The sequence below is a fragment of the Ruegeria sp. K3 genome (assembly GCF_056531845.1).
In genome coordinates this window covers 1-16,586 of record NZ_JBQFMM010000016.1, presented here as the reverse complement: position 1 = coordinate 16,586, position 16,586 = coordinate 1, and the positions used below count along the sequence as shown (strand labels likewise).

Here is a 16,586-nt window from a genome sequence, read left to right as displayed (position 1 = left end):
ATTCAATCCGTCAATCCTCGGCGTAGTAGCCCACCACGTCCCCTTCCGTTGTGACACCCAGACCATTCAGCAATCGGTTGGCATAATTGAAATATCCGACGATCTGGTTGATCTCGAGAATCTCTCCGTCTTCCCAGCCGGCATCTTTCAATGCGCGAACTTCGGATTCCTCCATTGCACCCGGCGACAGGGTCAGCTTTTGCGCATAGATCAGCGCGGCCAACTGCGCACCTTCAAATGCGTCCTGCGGACGATGGGCCTTTAAAGCGGCCTCGATTGCGTCGGCGCGTGCGTCGTCACCGATCAGATGTCGGGCGTTTGCCCAATGGTTGGCATAAGAATAGGGGCAGGTGTTCAACGTCGATACGTAAGAGCTGATGACTTCCTGAAACCACATGGGTATGGAATTGGCTTCATCATGCAGGCACGCGCGATACAGAATGACGTGACCTTTCATGGTGTTGGGACGCAGTGAATGCACGCGCATCACGTTGTCCACGGTCCCGTGTGGTGTGCGCGCCAGATCCAGAGTCGCTCTCAGGTGCTCGTCGGCATCTTCGTCAGATATCATCCGAATCCAGGCGGACATTCACGTTTCCTCTCGTGTTTTCTGTTTCTATTTTCGCGGCGTGTGCCGTTCGGCTGAGTTTTTTATTGACGAATATTGCACATTAAGCAACCATATTGAACAGCGCGCAACGAATTTGAGGATTCTGAAGCTTTGCCAGATCTCTCCACTCTGCCTGAATCGCCGCGAATGACTTCGTGCGCATGCGTGCATGACCTCATGTTGCGATCGCACTACCACAGCGTCATAGATCAGCGACGCCAGCTGATCCGCATCTTGACAGGTTCGGCATGACACAGCTCTCCCCCATGATCGAAGTGACCAATCTGGATAAGTTCTATGGGACTTTCCATGCGCTCAAGAACATCGATCTGACCGTTCATCAGGGCGAGAAGGTGGTAATCTGCGGCCCGTCCGGATCAGGAAAATCCACGCTGATCCGCTGTTTCAACGGGTTAGAGTGGCATAATTCCGGGCGTCTCGTGATCGATGGGATCGAAGTCTATGAAGGTGCCAAGGAAATCCGTGAACTGCGACAGGAAGTCGGCATGGTCTTCCAGCAGTTCAACCTGTTTCCGCACCTGACTGTGCTTGAAAACCTGATGATCGGACCGATGAAGGTGCGCAAGCTATCCAAGGCGCAGGCCGAGGAAACCGCGCGCAACTATCTTGATCGCGTTCACATCCCCGAGCAGGCCGACAAGTACCCGGCGCAATTGTCGGGGGGGCAGCAACAGCGCGTCGCGATCGCGCGGTCCTTATGCATGGAAACACGGATCATGCTGTTTGATGAACCGACATCCGCGCTTGATCCCGAAATGATCAATGAGGTGCTGGATGTGATGGTTGAACTGGCCGATACGGGCATGACCATGGTGGTTGTCACGCATGAGATGGGGTTTGCGCGCAAGGTCGCCGACACGATGGTCTTTATGGAGGCGGGGCAGATCGTTGAAATCTCGCCGCCCGATCAGTTCTTCACCAACCCGTCAAGCGAGCGCTGCCGTCTATTCCTGAACCAGATATTGGAACACTAACGTGACCGATCTGGGCATATCACAGGGACGCGGGCAAGCGCTGCCGAAGCCGCCACTATACAAGCGGTTCTTTGGCTCGGCGTTAGTGTCCGTCGTGATCTATGCGGTTATTGTCGGGTTGATCGCCTACGGGTCATATGTTGGCGCGCAGGGTATGGGCTATAATTGGCAGTGGTATCGCGTGCCCCAATTCCTGTACCGCAACACCGAGATTGGGTTCGAGTGGGGCGAAATTCCCATCGGACTGGTCGCCACGATCAAACTGTCCGTCATATCGTTTCTGCTGGCAACCGTCATCGGGTTACTGGTGGCGCTACTGCGCTTGTCGGGCTTGGTGATTGGTACGGCTGTCGCGGTTGCCTACCTTGAACTGATCCGCAATATCCCGCTGCTGGTTCTGCTTTACCTGTTCTATTATGTCCTGGGTCCTATCTTTGGATTTGATCGATATACCGCCAGCATCTTGACCTTGGCGGTGTTTCATTCAGCCTTGATTTCAGAAATCCTGCGGGCGGCGATCAACGCCATCCCATCTGGTCAGTGGGAGGCGGCCAAGTCTATCGGTATGACCCCCTATCAGACCTACAGATATATCATTCTACCGCAATCTGTTCGCTTTATGCTGCCGCCCATGACGGGCGAGGTCGTCCACTTGATTAAATCCTCGGCTATTGTCAGCGTCATTGCCGTGGCCGAACTCACCACATTCGGACGCAATATCATATCCGACACGTATATGAGTTTCGAAATATGGTTCACCATCGCGCTGGTCTATCTGGTGGTGACCCTGATCCTGTCGATTGGCGTTAGCTATCTGGAGAAGAAATATGCCGTCGACCAATAACCACAAGAACTCAACCGGACAACAAGGAGAACCAAGATGAAGCTATCTCGCAGAATGCTCGGGGCGGCCCTGGGCGCGGTCGTGGCAACAGGCATGGCGACCTCAGGCTGGGCGCAAAGTGCGACTCAGGAACTGTCCCGCGAAAGTGTGATTGAAACGATCAAACAGGATGGGGTAATCCGGATTGGTCTTTCGCTGTTCGTGCCGTGGTCGATGCGCGACAAGAATGGTGATCTGATCGGGTTCGAACTGGATGTCGGTCGCAAGCTGGCCGAGGACATGGGTGTAGAGGTCGAGTTTGTACCGACCGCCTGGGATGGCATCATCCCGGCGCTCGTATCTGGCAATTTCGACGTGATCATCTCGGGCATGTCGGTGACTGCGCAGCGAAACTTGACGATCAACTTCACCGATCCTTACGCGTATTCGGGCCTAGCTATTATGGCTAACAAACAGTTGACCGATGGTATGTCTTTGGAAGATTTCAATAAACCTGAGGTCACCTTTGCCGCTCGTCGCGGGGCGACACCAGCTACGGTGATCGCGGAAAACTTCCCCAACGCGACGCTGCTGTTGTTTGATGAAGACGGTGCATCAACGCAAGAAGTGCTAAACGGAAACGCGCATGCTTCGATGGCGGCTCAACCTACGCCGAACCGCGAGGCCGGTCGCCATCCGGAAACTCTGACCGTTCCGTTCGATAACCTCTATGATCCGCGTGGCGAAGCGTTCGGAGTACGCAAGGGCGATCCGGATGCCATGAACTTTTTCAACAATTGGATCGCTCAGAACTGGCGGTCGGGTTGGTTGGAAGAGCGTCACAACTATTGGTTCGCAACTGAAGAGTGGGCAGACCAGGTTGCCCAATAACCAATTAGCCGGGGGCGGGTCAGCCGCCCTCGGGCCTGAAGCGGAGCGCCCAGGTGCCTGAATTTCTTAAAAAACTCAGATGGCCAGATTATCTGATCGTGGCGGTATTGATCGCCTTCTTCGGATATATCTGGCTGTCGATCGAAGGTACGCTGAACTATAAGTGGCGGTGGGAATTGATCCCCAGCTACATCGTCGGCTGGCATACTGGGCGAGAAGAGTATTTTGCCAATCTATTGCTGCAAGGCTTGGTGGCGACGGTTCGTATCAGCATCTATTCCGGCATTTTGGCGCTCATTCTGGGTACAATTCTGGGGATCGCGCGCTGTTCTGCCAACCTGACCATACGCATGCTGGCACGCACTTATCTTGAATTTCTGCGTAATGTGCCACCGGTTGTTGTTGTCTTTATTTTCTTTTTCTTCCTGTCGCAGCAACTGATCGACGCACTAAACCTTGAACGCTGGGCACGTGGAATTGCGCGGCAAGAAGACAACCAGATCTGGACATTTTTCTTTGGTGAGATGCGGCGTTTTCCGTCGCTTGTCTCAGGTGTCATCGTTCTGGCGCTGTTTGAAAGCGCATTTGTCGGCGAAATTGTCCGAGCAGGTATCCAGTCGATCCCGAAAGGTCAGCGCGAAGCTGCACGCTCGATCGGGATGAGCCGTTTGCAAGAGCTTCGCTATGTCGTGCTGCCGCAGGCGATGAAAAAGGTCGTGCCGCCGCTGGCCAACCAGTTCATCTCACTAATCAAGGACAGCTCGATCTTGTCGCTGATCTCGGTTCAGGAACTGACCTACAAAACCGTCGAGTTGGTCGCTTCGTCCCGGATGATCTTTGAGGCATGGATCACAACGGCTGCATTCTATTTTGTCGTCTGCTTCGGCCTCAGCCGCATCTTTGCGCGGCTAGAGAAACGATCTGACAAGCGCTAGGTTCAGGTCACATTCGGACCTGAACCATTCCATCCTGAATCCGTGTCTCAAAAACCCGCATTGCTCGGGTCGCGGGCGCTGAAACGGGCTTGCCATCACGCACATCGAACGCGCCCTGGTGCAATGGGCATTCGATAACATGCCCATCAAAATAGCCGTCACACAGATCAGCCCCACCATGGTTGCACAATGCCAGCGAGGCATAGACACCGCTGGGTGTATCATAAACTGCAATCAATCTCGGCCCGATCTGAACCCGCGTGACCCAGTTTTCTTCCAGCTTCGATGCCTCGATCACATCGCGCCAAGATTTGTCTGCCACCATCTCTCAGGCCTCGGCTTTGCGTTGCATGATCTGCCGCAGAATGTCGCGATGCGCAGCCAGATATCCACCTTTCTCGACGAAGATATGATCCTTTAACTTCTCATGCAGACGGGGCAGAGCGTGAAAGGGAACTGAGGCGACATAGTGATGTTCGGCATGATAGTTCATATTCCAGCATAAAAATGACATCGGCTTTGACACCAGATTGGTGCGCGTGTTTTCTGACATCTGCGCCACGGTGGGACGTCCGACATGCTCGGTCATTCGTATGAATCGCATCACCGGCTCACCCAGAAACAGGGGTATGATCCAATACCAGATCAATCCCCACCATCCGGTGAAGGCCATAGCCAGAAAGATCAAAGCGTAAATGGCCAGCATGCGGCGCGCGTCCCAATAGACCGACTGATGCTCCTCTTTGGGAATGAAACTCAACTCGGCCTTGCTGAGCTTCCCAAAGGCATGTCGGAACAGCTCAGTGAACTTACCGCGCCAATAAGGCAGGGCTGACAGGTACAGAAAGTACTCGCGAAGGGATTTGGGCAGCGGGATTAGTTCGGGATCCTCTCCGTTCAATTGCGTATATGTGTGATGATCACAATGTTCGTATCGGAAGAACCGATGGGGCAGAATGATGATCAGCCCGCAAATCTGACCAACCAGATCATTCAACCACCGGGTGCGAAACACGGTATAGTGCACACACTCATGCTGAAGCGAGAAATGATGCACCAAGACGACCCCTTGCAGAAACATCGCGGGCCAAATCAGCCAACTGTTCCAGGCTAGGGTGATCAATGTTGTCGTGCAGGCCAGCACTAAAATCCACATTGCAAGATGACGTAACCCGTGCGCGTTCGAGCGTTGCATGAATCCTTTGAGTTCTTCGCGCGTCAGTTTTCCTTCGGCCAGAGCCTGAGTCAGCGGCGTAACAATAGCTTTTGACATGTGATTTCCATGATTTTGCCGGAGCGGGGGTCTTGCCCTCTGCGCATATTCCGGCACCGGAGACGGGAGTGCTCCGCACCATAGGGCCAACTCGAACAGACCCTATTATCTAAGAGTATTTCCACAGCTCGTGATTCGATCAAGCCGCTATTGATCAGCCAACTGCACGCAGACCGATATCCGGATCGGGATGGGCGAACAGGGCGGCCGCGCAGGGGTGCCGATCCAGGATTGATTGACCGCAAGGCAGCCGTTCGGCATGGAATGTACCGCGGTCCCAATAAGTTACGCCATCGATTTCGATGGAAGGATCAATAACGTTCCAGCTGATTTCTCCGGGCGCGTACGCCCCGCAGGTGTGGAAATGCAGGATGCGTGGATTTCCGAAAGCGGAGCCGCCCCAGCGTTCATAGTTTTCGCGCATATCCCAGGGGTAGCCGCAGCCCGGATGGATACCTGCATGCCAAGAGTGCACGAAATTGCGATCAATTCCCAACTGATTGGCTACCCGGTCATAATGCGCCTCGGCCCGTGCGGCGTTGGCGGGATCGCCGTCAAAACGCTGCAGCCGCCCATTCTCCATCATCGCAAAGACGGGGCGGTCGAATTCGATGGTGTAGTCATCGTAATACTTCGACCCCGTTCCCGTCAGAAAACTGATGGCCACACGGCCCGAGAAACTGTGGGCAGGAACCGGGGTAAAGACTGACATCGGAAAGCGCAGGATCGAGGTGTCGCCCGAGGCTTGCAGGTTCATCACCGGCCGACCGCTTACATCAGTGCCCAACGGGCAAGTGATCCGCACCTCGCTGGCCGCGTCCAAGACCGCGTTGATATCGGCCTTAAGCTCCATGAACGCATCGTGGTGGCCGTTGGAGAAACCAGATCCCAGCATTTCTTTGGTTAAAGCGAAGCTAACGATGACTTTCTTACCCTGCGGCATGTCCGAGAACCGCAACTGATCCCCAAGACGGGCCAGAAATAGAATGATGTCTGCCGCTTCGAACCGGGCAAGCAGATCAGGCGATAATTGCGGATTGCCCGGATTGAAGCCCACATCAACCGTGTCGACCCCCAGCCCAAGTTGACAGGCCGCCTGACTGACAACATTCACGCTGTCGGCGTCGAAATATCCAAACTCTGCAGGTTCATAGGCAATCAGCAGCCTTTCACCCGCCGCCGCGCGGGCGCAATTGACCAGCAGATTGTAAGCGCCCCGCTCTGGCGTCATGTCGGACATCGACATCTCCTGATTACTTGACATTATCAACTTACGGCCTAAGGCCGCCGGCAATCCATTTGAAAGTGATAATGGCTGACATTAGGATGACTAATATGATCTTGAATCTGCCATACTCCGCGCTGCGAGCCTTTGAGGCAGTTGTACGCCATTCCGGCTTTTCACCCGCCGCCGAGGAACTGGGGGTCAGCCAAAGTGCCGTCAGCCAGCACGTCAGATCGCTTGAGGAATGGCTTGGGCGGGATTTGCTGGTGCGCGGTGCGCGGCAGTCGCGACCTACCCGCGAAGGTGAGCAATTGGCGCAGGCAATCTCGGATGGGCTGGGCCGCATTTCAGATGTGTGTGCGCAACTTCGCGATCGAACGCGTGCGGACCGGACCATCGTGATTTCATGCTTGCCGGGGTTTGCATTCAACTGGCTGTTTCCAAGGCTTCTGCACTTTGATTTGGCCCACCCGGACCTGTCTATTTCGATCGCGACGGATACGGGATACTATCCGTTTTCCGGCGCAGATTCCGATATCGGCATTCGATATGGTCTTGGTGAATATCCCGGGTTTGAAGTGGATTTGCTTATGCGGGAAAGGCTGTTTCCCGTCTGCGCGCCCGCGCTGTTGCCTGAATTGAAGCGCATTGAAGATTTGTCACAGCACACACTGCTCGTAGATGAAAATCTGCACCATGGTACGTCCAGCCCAACATGGGAGTTCTGGGCGCGGCAAACCAATCTGACATTGCCGTCTGGAGTGCGCACGCGCCGATTGGGCCAATCAAACATGGTCATACAGGCAGCGATTGAGGGGCTGGGGGTGGCGCTTGGGCGCGAACCGCTGGTTATTGATGCGTTGTGCGATGGCCGTCTGGTGCGACCGTTTCAGCAACTGACTCAATCGCCACTTTCCTATTGGCTCGTCCGGCGCCCTGATAGCAAAGACAGCCAAAAAGTCAGCGAGTTCCTGAACTGGATCAAGGCCGAAGTTGCTTCGCAGCCCGATCTGCCCCCGTCGGTAATGCTGCCGAATTAGCTTGCCTTATATGTATCATTACAAATCCAGAATGGTGTATTGCACTGACGCTGCCATAATGGCGCTAAGCCAACTGATCAAATTGGAGAGCAAACCATGTACCTCAGAAATTGCTGGTATGTTGCCGCCTGGAGCAAGGATATCGGGCGCGAACTGAAGGCTGCGACATATCTGGGTGAGAACATTGTGCTCTATCGTCAGCAGGATGGGACGCCCGTTGCGCTTGAGAATGCCTGCCCGCATCGCAAGCTCCCGCTATCCGATGGCAATCTGAAAGGGGATCTGGTCGAATGCGGCTACCACGGGCTGACATTCGATTGTTCGGGCAAATGTACGGACAGCCCAACGCAGCGGGGGATGACGCCTCGGCGCGCGGTGGTGAAGTCTTATCCAGTTGCCGACCGCTATCGCCTGCTCTGGATCTGGATGGGCGATCCTGAACTGGCTGATCCGGACCTGATTTTCCCAATCGAAAACTTTGATGACACGAGCTGGGGCCTAACCGATGGCGGGGTGATGGATATCGATTGCCATTATCTTTGGGTTTGCGACAACCTGCTTGATCCCAGCCATGTGGCCTGGGTACATGTCTCGTCATTCGCCGGCGCGGGAACGGATGAAGAGCCTCTGGACGTCAAAAAGACAGATCGCGGCGTGATTGTCTCGCGCTGGATCGAAAACAAACCACCATCGCCTTACTATGCCAAACTGGTCTCGTTCGACGGCGATTGCGACCGTTTGCAGCATTACGAAATGTGCATGCCCGCAATCGGGCTGAATAAGTCCATCTATACTCCGGTTGGCACGGGTGGATATGACAAAGATCCTGTCGATGAGACATTCATCAACATCTCTTACAACTTCATGACGCCAATCAACGAGGATCAGACCAGGTATTTCTGGTTCCAGCATCGCAACTCTGATCCGGACAATGCCGAGGTTTCAAAGTTCATGAATGACGGTGCCCGGATGGCGTTTCTTGAAGACAAAGATGTGCTGGAAAAAGTGCACAAGGGCATGAAAAATGCTCAGACACCGCATATTGATCTGGGTTTGGATGCCGGGGCAAAAACATACCGACGCGTGCTCGATCGAGCGATCGAGGCCGAGGCCGCTGTGCCAGAGGGTGCAATTCGGCACGCCTGAAACCTGAACAGGGGCCAGTTCCCGGCCCCTTATCTTAGGTGTTGCTATAGATGACAGGGAAGCGCCCACCGGCAAAGGGAGCACCCGGTTTCAGGTCGTCATCATGCAGCCATTCAGTAACGCTATCGCGCGGTTCATAGGTGGCACCTTCAACGGCAAAACGTACCGCATATCCACGCCTGCGACGGGTCGAGGTGCGGTTGCCCATCGCCGAATGCACAGTCATTCCATCGAAGGCCAGGGCATCGCCAGGTTCCATCTGTTCATGATGGAATATGTCATATTTAGTGCGATCCGCCTCGAAATCGGGCATGTCGATATAGTCCGGGTTATCCTCTTCCAGATAGTGAAGAAACTTGCCAAGCTGGTCAGTTTTGAAAGGCCGGTATTTTGCGCCCCAAGCGTGCGAGCCACGGACAAATTCCAGCGCTCCATTGTCTGGGTCGACAGGATCAAGTGCGATCCACATTGTCATGATGGGACCGGCCACAGGCCAATAGGGCTGATCTGTATGCCAGCCGGTCTGGGTGCGTGTGCCAGGTTCTTTCACGAAAATTTGGTCATAGATCAACGAAGTCCAGGGGCTGCCCGCCACCTCGGCCACTCGCTTTCCAATATCTGAGTTCAGACAATAGTCCTGAAAGACACTCGGTTTTTCACGCATATTTTTATAGGCAAAATACCGGTCACCCTTTTTAACCTCTTCGTCCACGGCATCACGCAACTTGTTTAACCAATCGTCCCTGAGGATGTTTCTCAATAAAACGACGCCGTCGCGCGCATACGCTTGCTGAACAGTATCTGTATCCGGTGTGTTAATCATAGTTCTTCCATCCATAGCTTCCGCCTCATTTCCCGGCGGGTTTGAATTCAGGCGCAAAGCGCCACGGTCTGCATGGAGTCAGAGAGAGGGTGAACTGCGGCAGTTTATGATGAAGCAGGGCCAGCGGGATCGGGCCGACCATTTGCCAGCAAGATTCCGATGAAACTGTTCAATTTTGAAGGTCATGCGCCATGGTAGCCCCCGACCTTTGATTGCCCAAGCAGTTTTTGCGCAATGGTAAATATATTTATTGACGATATATTTTTTCTGATAAATATTGTGCTCGTTATGCAAAAATACTCGGCATTTTCACTCGCCCGTAACGCGATTTCTGGTCATAAGAACTGGTCCCGAGCCTGGCGGAGCCTGCCGCTCAAAGACCGGTACGAGGTGGTGGTGATCGGGGCAGGGGGTCACGGGCTGGCCACGGCTTATTATCTGGCCAAAGAGTTTGGCATAACCGACGTCGCCGTGCTGGAACGGGGCTGGTTGGGTGGCGGAAACATAGCGCGCAATACGGTTACGATTCGGTCAAATTACATGCGTGACGAGTCGATCCCGTTCTACGTCAAATCCGTCGAGATGTACGAAGGGCTGACGCATGAGTTGAACTTCAACATGATGCATTCCAAGCGTACCATGGTGGATGTGGTGCAGACCTGGCCCAAACTGCGAGAGTTGCGGCGTCGGCAATTGGTCATGGACATCTATGGCTCGACCTATGAGCAGATCACCACAGACGAATTGCGCAAACGCATACCTGCGCTGACAGGTGGCGGGCCAGATGCGCGCCTGCCGATCATCTGCGGAATGGTCCACACAGATGCGGGTGTAAACCGTCATGATGCGGTGGCCTGGGGCTATGCCCGCGCGGCGGATGCAATGGGGGTCGAGATGCAACAACAGACCGCCGTGCAAGCATTGATCCGTGGCGCTGATGGGCGCATCGAAGGTGTCGAGACCAATCGCGGCACCGTGCGGGCGAAAAAGGTTGTGGTGGCCGTATCGGGCCATACCACGACGTTGACCGAGACAGCGGGGCTCAAGCTGCCATTGCGCACGATGAACCTGACGGCCTTTGTGTCCGAGCCTGTGAAGCCCTTGGTGGATGTCATCGTAAATTGCCCGGACAGTGGGTTCTATTTCAGCCAGTCTGACAAGGGCGAGATGGTGATCGGCGGCGCTCCTGATATGGGGCAAAGCTTTCGTCGCGACATCAAGCAACATGTGTTCGAAGACACTGTGACCGCGATGCTGTCGCTTTTCCCGAGCTTCAAGAAACTCAAACTAATGCGCCAATGGGGTGGGCATCTTGATATTGCCCATGATGCCTCGCCCATCATGGATCAGACTGAGGTACCGGGGCTGTTCGTGACCGCTGGCTGGTGGGGCGGATACAAAGCCATTCCTGCGGGCGGACTGACGCTTGCGCATCTGGTCGCCAAAGGCGAGCCGCATCCGCTGATGGCCTCGTTCACTTTGGACCGCTTCCGCCATCTAGAATTTGTGATGGAAGCCGGCACCACGACGGCGAGATAGGAAGGGACAGGATCATGATGCTCATCCCCTGCCCATTCTGTGGCAAGCGCAATGAAAGCGAGTTCGTCTATGGCGGCCCGGTCGGAGCTGCTCGACCCGATACCAACGCCATCAGCGATGCTGATTGGGTCGAATACCTGACCATAACGCCCAACCCTATGGGGCCTGTGCAAGAGCGGTGGTGGCACGCACGGGGCTGTGGCGAGTGGCTGACAATCTGGCGGGATACCGTGACACATGACATTGTGGAGGTGCCCGATGGCTCAGATTAATCGCCGCGCAGTGGGTGGTCGTGTTGATCGAAGCCGCCCTCTGACGTTCCAGTTCAATGGGAAAACTTACGAAGGGTTCGAAGGGGACACTCTGGCCTCGGCCTTGCTGGCAAACGGGGTGCGAGTAACAGCCCGTAGTTTCAAGTACCACCGCCCACGCGGCATTGTCGGACACGGTCCCGAAGAGCCAGGAACGCTTGTGGAGCTGGAAGGCGAGGACGCCTCGGGCAACCGTCCAGCGACCACGGTTCCATTGCGCGAAGGGCTGAATGCACGCTCGGTCAATTGCTGGCCATCGCCCGAGTTTGATCTGGGCGGGATCAATCAATTGATTGCCCGTTTTATTCCTGCGGGCTTCTACTACAAAACTTTCAAATGGCCTAACTGGCAACTGTTTGAACCATACATCCGCAAGGCGGCGGGGCTGGCAGCAGCGCCTGTGCACCCGCCTTCATCGGGGCATTTCGAAGCGCGCTACGCTCATGCAGATGTCTTGATTGCAGGTGCAGGTCCCGCCGGCCTGCAAGCTGCACTTGAGGCTGGTCGGGCAGGCAAGCGAGTCTTCCTCGCAGACGAGGGAACCGAAGCGGGCGGCAGCCTCCTGAACCGCACCCTGACCATTGGCGGGCGTCCGGCGATGGATTGGGTGGGCGAAGCGGTTGAAGAACTAAGCCAAATGGCAAACGTCACCCATCTTCAGAACGCGACCGTATGGGCCTATCGCGAACACAACCTAGTGATCGTCAATGAACGCGAGCCAGATCAGGCCAGCATTCTAGAACGCAACTGGCGGGTCCGTGTTGCTGAGGTGGTGATTGCCACCGGGGCCACGGAACGGTCGATGGTGTTTGCCAATAATGACAGGCCGGGCGTCATGTTGGCCTCATCCGTGCAGGCCTATGTTAATCGTTGGGGCGTGACACCCGGTCAGAGTGTGGTTCTGTTCACCAACAACAACAGCGCTTACGCAGTGGCCGCCGATCTGGTCGCAGCTGAGGTAACGGTTAACGCGATCCTCGATAGCCGCGACACGGTTCCAAGGGAAGCTCTTGATCTGGTGTCGGGGATAACCGTCCATGCCGGAACAGTAGCCGCCGATATCCGAGGGTACAAAAGCATCCGTGCCGTCAAGGCCTTTCCCAAGTCCGGGGGCGTAGGCACCTGGATTGACTGCGACTTGCTGGCCCATTCCGGAGGCTGGAACCCAACCGTGCATTTGTGGTCTCAGTCCCGCAGCACACTTCGGTTTGATGAAGAACTCGCTGCGTTTTTGCCCGATCAACCGATTCAATCCTGTCGGGCCGTCGGCGCGGCGGCGGGGGATCTCACACTGGATCGGATCATCGATGACGGTTCAGAGCTGCCTTATTCGATTGAACCGCTATGGCGCGTAGATGTGCCAGGGCAACGCGGAAAGGCATTCCTGGATATTCAGAACGATGTTGCGGTCAGCGATGTGCATCTGGCGCTGCGTGAAGGATATGACAACGTGGAACATGTCAAACGCTACACCACTGGCGGGATGGGCATAGATCAGGGCAAGACGGGCAATATCAACATTATTGGCACCGTTGCTCTGCAAAAGGGCGTTCCATTGCAAGATTTTGGCACGACGACATTCCGCTCTCCCTACACGCCGGTCTCATTCGGTGCGATTGGGGGGCTGCGTGAGGACTCGGTGTTGTTCCCCTACCGGCACACGCCGGTGACCCAATGGAACAAGGATTATGGCGCAGTGATGTATGAGGCTGGTGCCCGATGGCGCCGTCCGGGGTTTTTTCCCAAACCAGGTGAGGGCCTGCAAGAGGCGGTGAACCGGGAATGCCGCGCGGTGCGTGAAGGCGTTGGCGTATACGACGGTTCGCCGCTCGGCACGTTTGAGCTTAAAGGGCGCGATGTTCCGCGCTTTCTGGATTTTCTGTATTCGAACATCATGTCCAGCCTGAAGCCTGGCGATGGTCGCTATGGTCTTATGTTGTCGGATGATGGTCTGATCATAGATGACGGGGTGGCCTTTCGGCTGGATCAGCACCGCTGGATGATCTCGACCTCAACGGGCCATGCAGACGCCGTCAACCAGCACATGGAAAAGCTGCTTCAGACCGAGTTTCCTGACTGGCAAGTCATGATCACAACTGTGACAAGCCAGTGGAACAACGCCACCATTTGTGGACCCCGCGCGCGCGATGTCATGCACGCGCTGTTTACGGATATCGATCTGTCGCCCGAGGCATTCCCCTTCATGTCGTTCCGGGACGGTACGGTTGCGGGGTTCCCTGCGCGGGTTGTGCGCGTCAGCTTCACCGGTGAGCTATCCTATGAGGTCAACGTTGCCCCACGCCACATGGCCGCCTTGTGGGACAAGGTGATGGAGGCTGGTGCACCCCTTGGTATCCTGCCTGTAGGATCGGAATCCAGCCATGTCTTGCGTGTGGAAAAAGGCTTTCTTTCGCTGGGGCACGAGGTCGACGGTACCGTGGACGCCTATGACCTGGGCATGGGTTGGGCAATGTCGAAGAAAAAGCCCGACTACCTAGGCAAGCGCTCGGTCCACTTGCGCCGTGAAGCGGTAGGGGAACGCCGGGAATTGGTCGGCATCTTGCCCGAAGACCCTGACAAGCAAGTGCCCGAAGGCGCGCCACTAACCCCTGAAGGTCGCAAAGAAGCGACCGAAGGATTGGTTACCGCCTGCGTCTGGAGCGTCGTCAACAATCGCTGGGTTGGCCTGGCGTTGCTGAAGAACGGGCAGGAGCGACACGGGCAAACCGCGCATGTTCGGCTGAAAGACGAGGTGATCCCGGTGACCATCACAAAGCCTGTATTCCATGACCCCGAGGGTCAGCGCCTGAGGTCCTGAGATGAGCTACGACGTCAAGATCGAACGCCAAACCCTGAATGCGCTGTTTGACCTCAAAGGGGATCCCGAGGTCGTTCAAAATTGGGCCGAATTTTCTCTGCCAAACCGCCCCAACACAAGGGCGATGCAGGAAGCGTTTGAGGTATATCACATTGGACGCAATCACTGGATTGTACGCGCTTCGCTGGAACTGGAAGAGGCACTGGAAGCTCAGCTCAAACCAACGGATTGCCCTGCGGACATCAGTATAGTGCGGATATCGGACACCCTTACCTTCTTTAGTGTCGCCGGACCCCAAGCCGCTGAAGTGATGGCTATTGCCTGCCCGCTTGATCTGCATGTCACTGCTTTTGATGAAGACGCAGTAACCTATTCCGAGTTGTTTGGCCTAAAAGCACTTGTGATGCGCTGCGAGGCTGGTTTTGAGTTTGCGGTTGAACAGAGTTTTGGCGACATGGTTCAGGATTATCTGACCCGAGCAACTGCCTGACGCAATTCGAAGCAGGGGCGGTTTACGCCTTATGGCTATTCATTACCTCGCCGGTCTATATGCATATCGTCCAGGAACAGGGATCAGATAAGGACATAGCGGACTTATCGAAAGTCATTGGCTGGCACAAAATCCTTTGTGAAGTGTTGCTTTTAGACGGGACATCGCGCCACAGGTGCAAGGCTTGCAAGTTCCGGTCATTTAGTATACCGCCGCATACAATTAGGATCCTCGGGCGTTCATAACGTCTTTGAGCCCCTGCTAATCGAGCCACATATACCGGAACGAGCCATGAGCCTTTACACCAACTACCTCGACGAAATTGAAGCCCGCAAAGCGCAGGGTCTGCATCCGAAACCGATTGATGACGGCGCGCTTGTCAAAGAGCTTGTTACACAGATCAAGGACGTCGATCATGCGCATCGTGCGGATTCTCTAAACTATTTCATCTATAATACGCTGCCCGGCACGACCAGCGCCGCTGGCGAGAAGGCACGTTTTTTGAAAGAGATCATTCAGAGCGAAGCGCTGGTTGACGAAATTTCAGTACCCTTTGCCTTTGAACTGTTGTCGCACATGAAAGGCGGTCCTTCGGTTGAGGTTCTTCTTGATCTGGCTTTGGGTGGTGATCCCGAGATCGCAAGGCAGGCGGCTGAAGTGCTGAAAACACAGGTCTTCCTGTATGAGGCTGATACGGATCGTTTGAAGGAGGCGTTTTCTGCCGGAAATCCGGTCGCGCGCGACATTCTTGAAAGCTATGCGCGGGCCGAGTTCTTCACCAAGCTGCCCGATATCGAGGAAGAGATCAAAGTTGTCACGTATATCGCTGCCGAGGGCGATATTTCGACTGACTTGCTGTCGCCGGGCAACCAAGCACACTCGCGCTCGGATCGGGAGCTGCATGGCAAGTGCTTAATCTCGCAGCAAGCGCAAGACAAGATTCAAGAATTACAGCGCCAGCACCCAGATAAACGCGTGATGCTGATTGCTGAGAAAGGGACAATGGGCGTTGGCTCGTCCCGGATGTCGGGTGTCAACAACGTTGCGCTTTGGACCGGCAAGCAGGCCAGCCCATATGTGCCATTCGTAAACATTGCCCCGATCGTGGCCGGCACGAACGGTATCTCTCCGATCTTTCTGACCACCGTTGGTGTGACGGGCGGGATTGGTATCGACCTGAAAAACTGGGTCAAAAAAGTCGATTCCGAGGGGAATCCGATCCTCAACAATGACGACAGCCCTATCCTGGAGCAAAAGTACTCGGTCGAAACCGGGACAGTGCTCACGATCAATACGAAAGACAAAAAGCTTTATGACGCCGATGGCGCCAAAGAGCTTGTTGATATTGCCTCGTCCTTCACTCCGCAAAAGCAGGAGTTCATGAAGGCCGGCGGATCCTACGCCATCGTGTTCGGCAAGAAGTTGCAAACATTTGCAGCACAGACACTGGGAGTCGAGCTGAAGTCGGCATTTGCGCCGTCGAAAGAGATCAGCCGAGATGGACAGGGCCTGACCGCGGTCGAAAAGATCTTTAACCGCAACGCTTTGGGAGTAGCGGAAGGCACGGTCTTGCACGCCGGGTCGGACGTACGGGTCAAGGTCAACATCGTAGGATCGCAGGACACCACTGGCCTGATGACCTCGCAAGAGCTTGAGGCGATGGCGGC

At 55.2% G+C, this 16,586-nt stretch carries 16 protein-coding genes; 11 read left to right on the top strand and 5 right to left on the bottom strand.

The window, feature by feature from the left end:
• Window positions 1–10 precede the first annotated feature (10 nt).
• On the bottom strand, window positions 11–589 hold the full coding sequence (locus ACR0MP_RS20735) for a carboxymuconolactone decarboxylase family protein (protein WP_170393839.1): 579 nt from the start codon (window positions 587–589) through the stop codon (window positions 11–13).
• Window positions 590–858: 269 nt separating this feature from the next.
• On the opposite strand from ACR0MP_RS20735, the gene ACR0MP_RS20730 reads away from it, so the two are divergent.
• The 4 genes from ACR0MP_RS20730 to ACR0MP_RS20715 are packed head-to-tail and all read left to right on the top strand — an operon-like array spanning window position 859 to window position 4,254.
• Window positions 859–1,605, top strand: coding sequence for an amino acid ABC transporter ATP-binding protein (locus ACR0MP_RS20730; protein ID WP_304621969.1), 747 nt, complete (start codon window positions 859–861; stop codon window positions 1,603–1,605).
• Window position 1,606: 1 nt separating this feature from the next.
• The gene (locus tag ACR0MP_RS20725) at window positions 1,607–2,449 is read left to right on the top strand and encodes an amino acid ABC transporter permease (protein WP_480886654.1); all 843 of its coding nucleotides are present in this window, start codon (window positions 1,607–1,609) and stop codon (window positions 2,447–2,449) included.
• Between the two features lie 36 nt (window positions 2,450–2,485).
• Window positions 2,486–3,319 carry a transporter substrate-binding domain-containing protein gene (locus ACR0MP_RS20720; RefSeq protein ID WP_170393843.1) on the top strand — a complete coding sequence of 278 codons (834 nt, stop codon included), beginning with the start codon at window positions 2,486–2,488 and terminating at the stop codon, window positions 3,317–3,319.
• Window positions 3,320–3,372: 53 nt separating this feature from the next.
• Complete coding sequence (locus ACR0MP_RS20715) at window positions 3,373–4,254, top strand: amino acid ABC transporter permease (protein WP_170407012.1); 882 nt, start codon at window positions 3,373–3,375, stop codon at window positions 4,252–4,254.
• Between the two features lie 7 nt (window positions 4,255–4,261).
• Here ACR0MP_RS20715 and ACR0MP_RS20710 read toward each other — a convergent pair whose 3' ends face one another.
• The 3 genes from ACR0MP_RS20710 to ACR0MP_RS20700 form a co-directional block, all read right to left on the bottom strand.
• Window positions 4,262–4,579, bottom strand: a complete 318-nt coding sequence (locus ACR0MP_RS20710; RefSeq protein WP_170407016.1) for a non-heme iron oxygenase ferredoxin subunit — start codon at window positions 4,577–4,579, stop codon at window positions 4,262–4,264.
• Window positions 4,580–4,582: 3 nt separating this feature from the next.
• Window positions 4,583–5,527, bottom strand: a complete 945-nt coding sequence (locus ACR0MP_RS20705) for a fatty acid desaturase family protein (protein ID WP_170407019.1) — start codon at window positions 5,525–5,527, stop codon at window positions 4,583–4,585.
• Between the two features lie 154 nt (window positions 5,528–5,681).
• Window positions 5,682–6,767 carry a hypothetical protein gene (locus tag ACR0MP_RS20700; RefSeq protein ID WP_480760650.1) on the bottom strand — a complete coding sequence of 362 codons (1,086 nt, stop codon included), beginning with the start codon at window positions 6,765–6,767 and terminating at the stop codon, window positions 5,682–5,684.
• Between the two features lie 95 nt (window positions 6,768–6,862).
• Here ACR0MP_RS20700 and ACR0MP_RS20695 point away from each other — a divergent pair, with 95 nt between their 5' ends.
• Both ACR0MP_RS20695 and ACR0MP_RS20690 read left to right on the top strand, forming a co-directional pair.
• The gene (locus ACR0MP_RS20695; RefSeq protein ID WP_170407021.1) at window positions 6,863–7,792 is read left to right on the top strand and encodes a LysR substrate-binding domain-containing protein; all 930 of its coding nucleotides are present in this window, start codon (window positions 6,863–6,865) and stop codon (window positions 7,790–7,792) included.
• A 96-nt stretch (window positions 7,793–7,888) separates the two neighbouring features.
• Window positions 7,889–8,938, top strand: a complete 1,050-nt coding sequence (locus ACR0MP_RS20690; RefSeq protein ID WP_170407024.1) for an aromatic ring-hydroxylating oxygenase subunit alpha — start codon at window positions 7,889–7,891, stop codon at window positions 8,936–8,938.
• Window positions 8,939–8,972: 34 nt separating this feature from the next.
• Here the strand turns inward: ACR0MP_RS20690 and ACR0MP_RS20685 are convergent, their stop codons facing one another.
• Window positions 8,973–9,776, bottom strand: coding sequence for a phytanoyl-CoA dioxygenase family protein (locus ACR0MP_RS20685; protein WP_480735147.1), 804 nt, complete (start codon window positions 9,774–9,776; stop codon window positions 8,973–8,975).
• Window positions 9,777–10,049: 273 nt separating this feature from the next.
• On the opposite strand from ACR0MP_RS20685, the gene ACR0MP_RS20680 reads away from it, so the two are divergent.
• The 5 genes from ACR0MP_RS20680 to ACR0MP_RS20660 form a co-directional block, all read left to right on the top strand.
• A complete protein-coding gene (locus tag ACR0MP_RS20680) occupies window positions 10,050–11,300 on the top strand; it encodes an FAD-dependent oxidoreductase (protein WP_170407029.1) in 1,251 nt (416 codons plus the stop codon).
• 14 nt (window positions 11,301–11,314) lie between these two features.
• Complete coding sequence (locus tag ACR0MP_RS20675; RefSeq protein ID WP_170407032.1) at window positions 11,315–11,572, top strand: sarcosine oxidase subunit delta; 258 nt, start codon at window positions 11,315–11,317, stop codon at window positions 11,570–11,572.
• Entirely contained in the window at window positions 11,559–14,429 is a 2,871-nt protein-coding gene (locus ACR0MP_RS20670; RefSeq protein WP_480886650.1) for a 2Fe-2S iron-sulfur cluster-binding protein, read from the top strand. Before ACR0MP_RS20675 ends, ACR0MP_RS20670 begins: the two co-directional genes overlap by 14 nt.
• A 1-nt stretch (window position 14,430) precedes the next feature.
• A complete protein-coding gene (locus tag ACR0MP_RS20665; protein ID WP_170393861.1) occupies window positions 14,431–14,919 on the top strand; it encodes an aminomethyltransferase family protein in 489 nt (162 codons plus the stop codon).
• A gap of 291 nt (window positions 14,920–15,210) precedes the next feature.
• The coding region (locus tag ACR0MP_RS20660) for a 3-isopropylmalate dehydratase large subunit (RefSeq protein WP_480893890.1) at window positions 15,211–16,586 on the top strand (1,376 nt) is incomplete at its 3' end.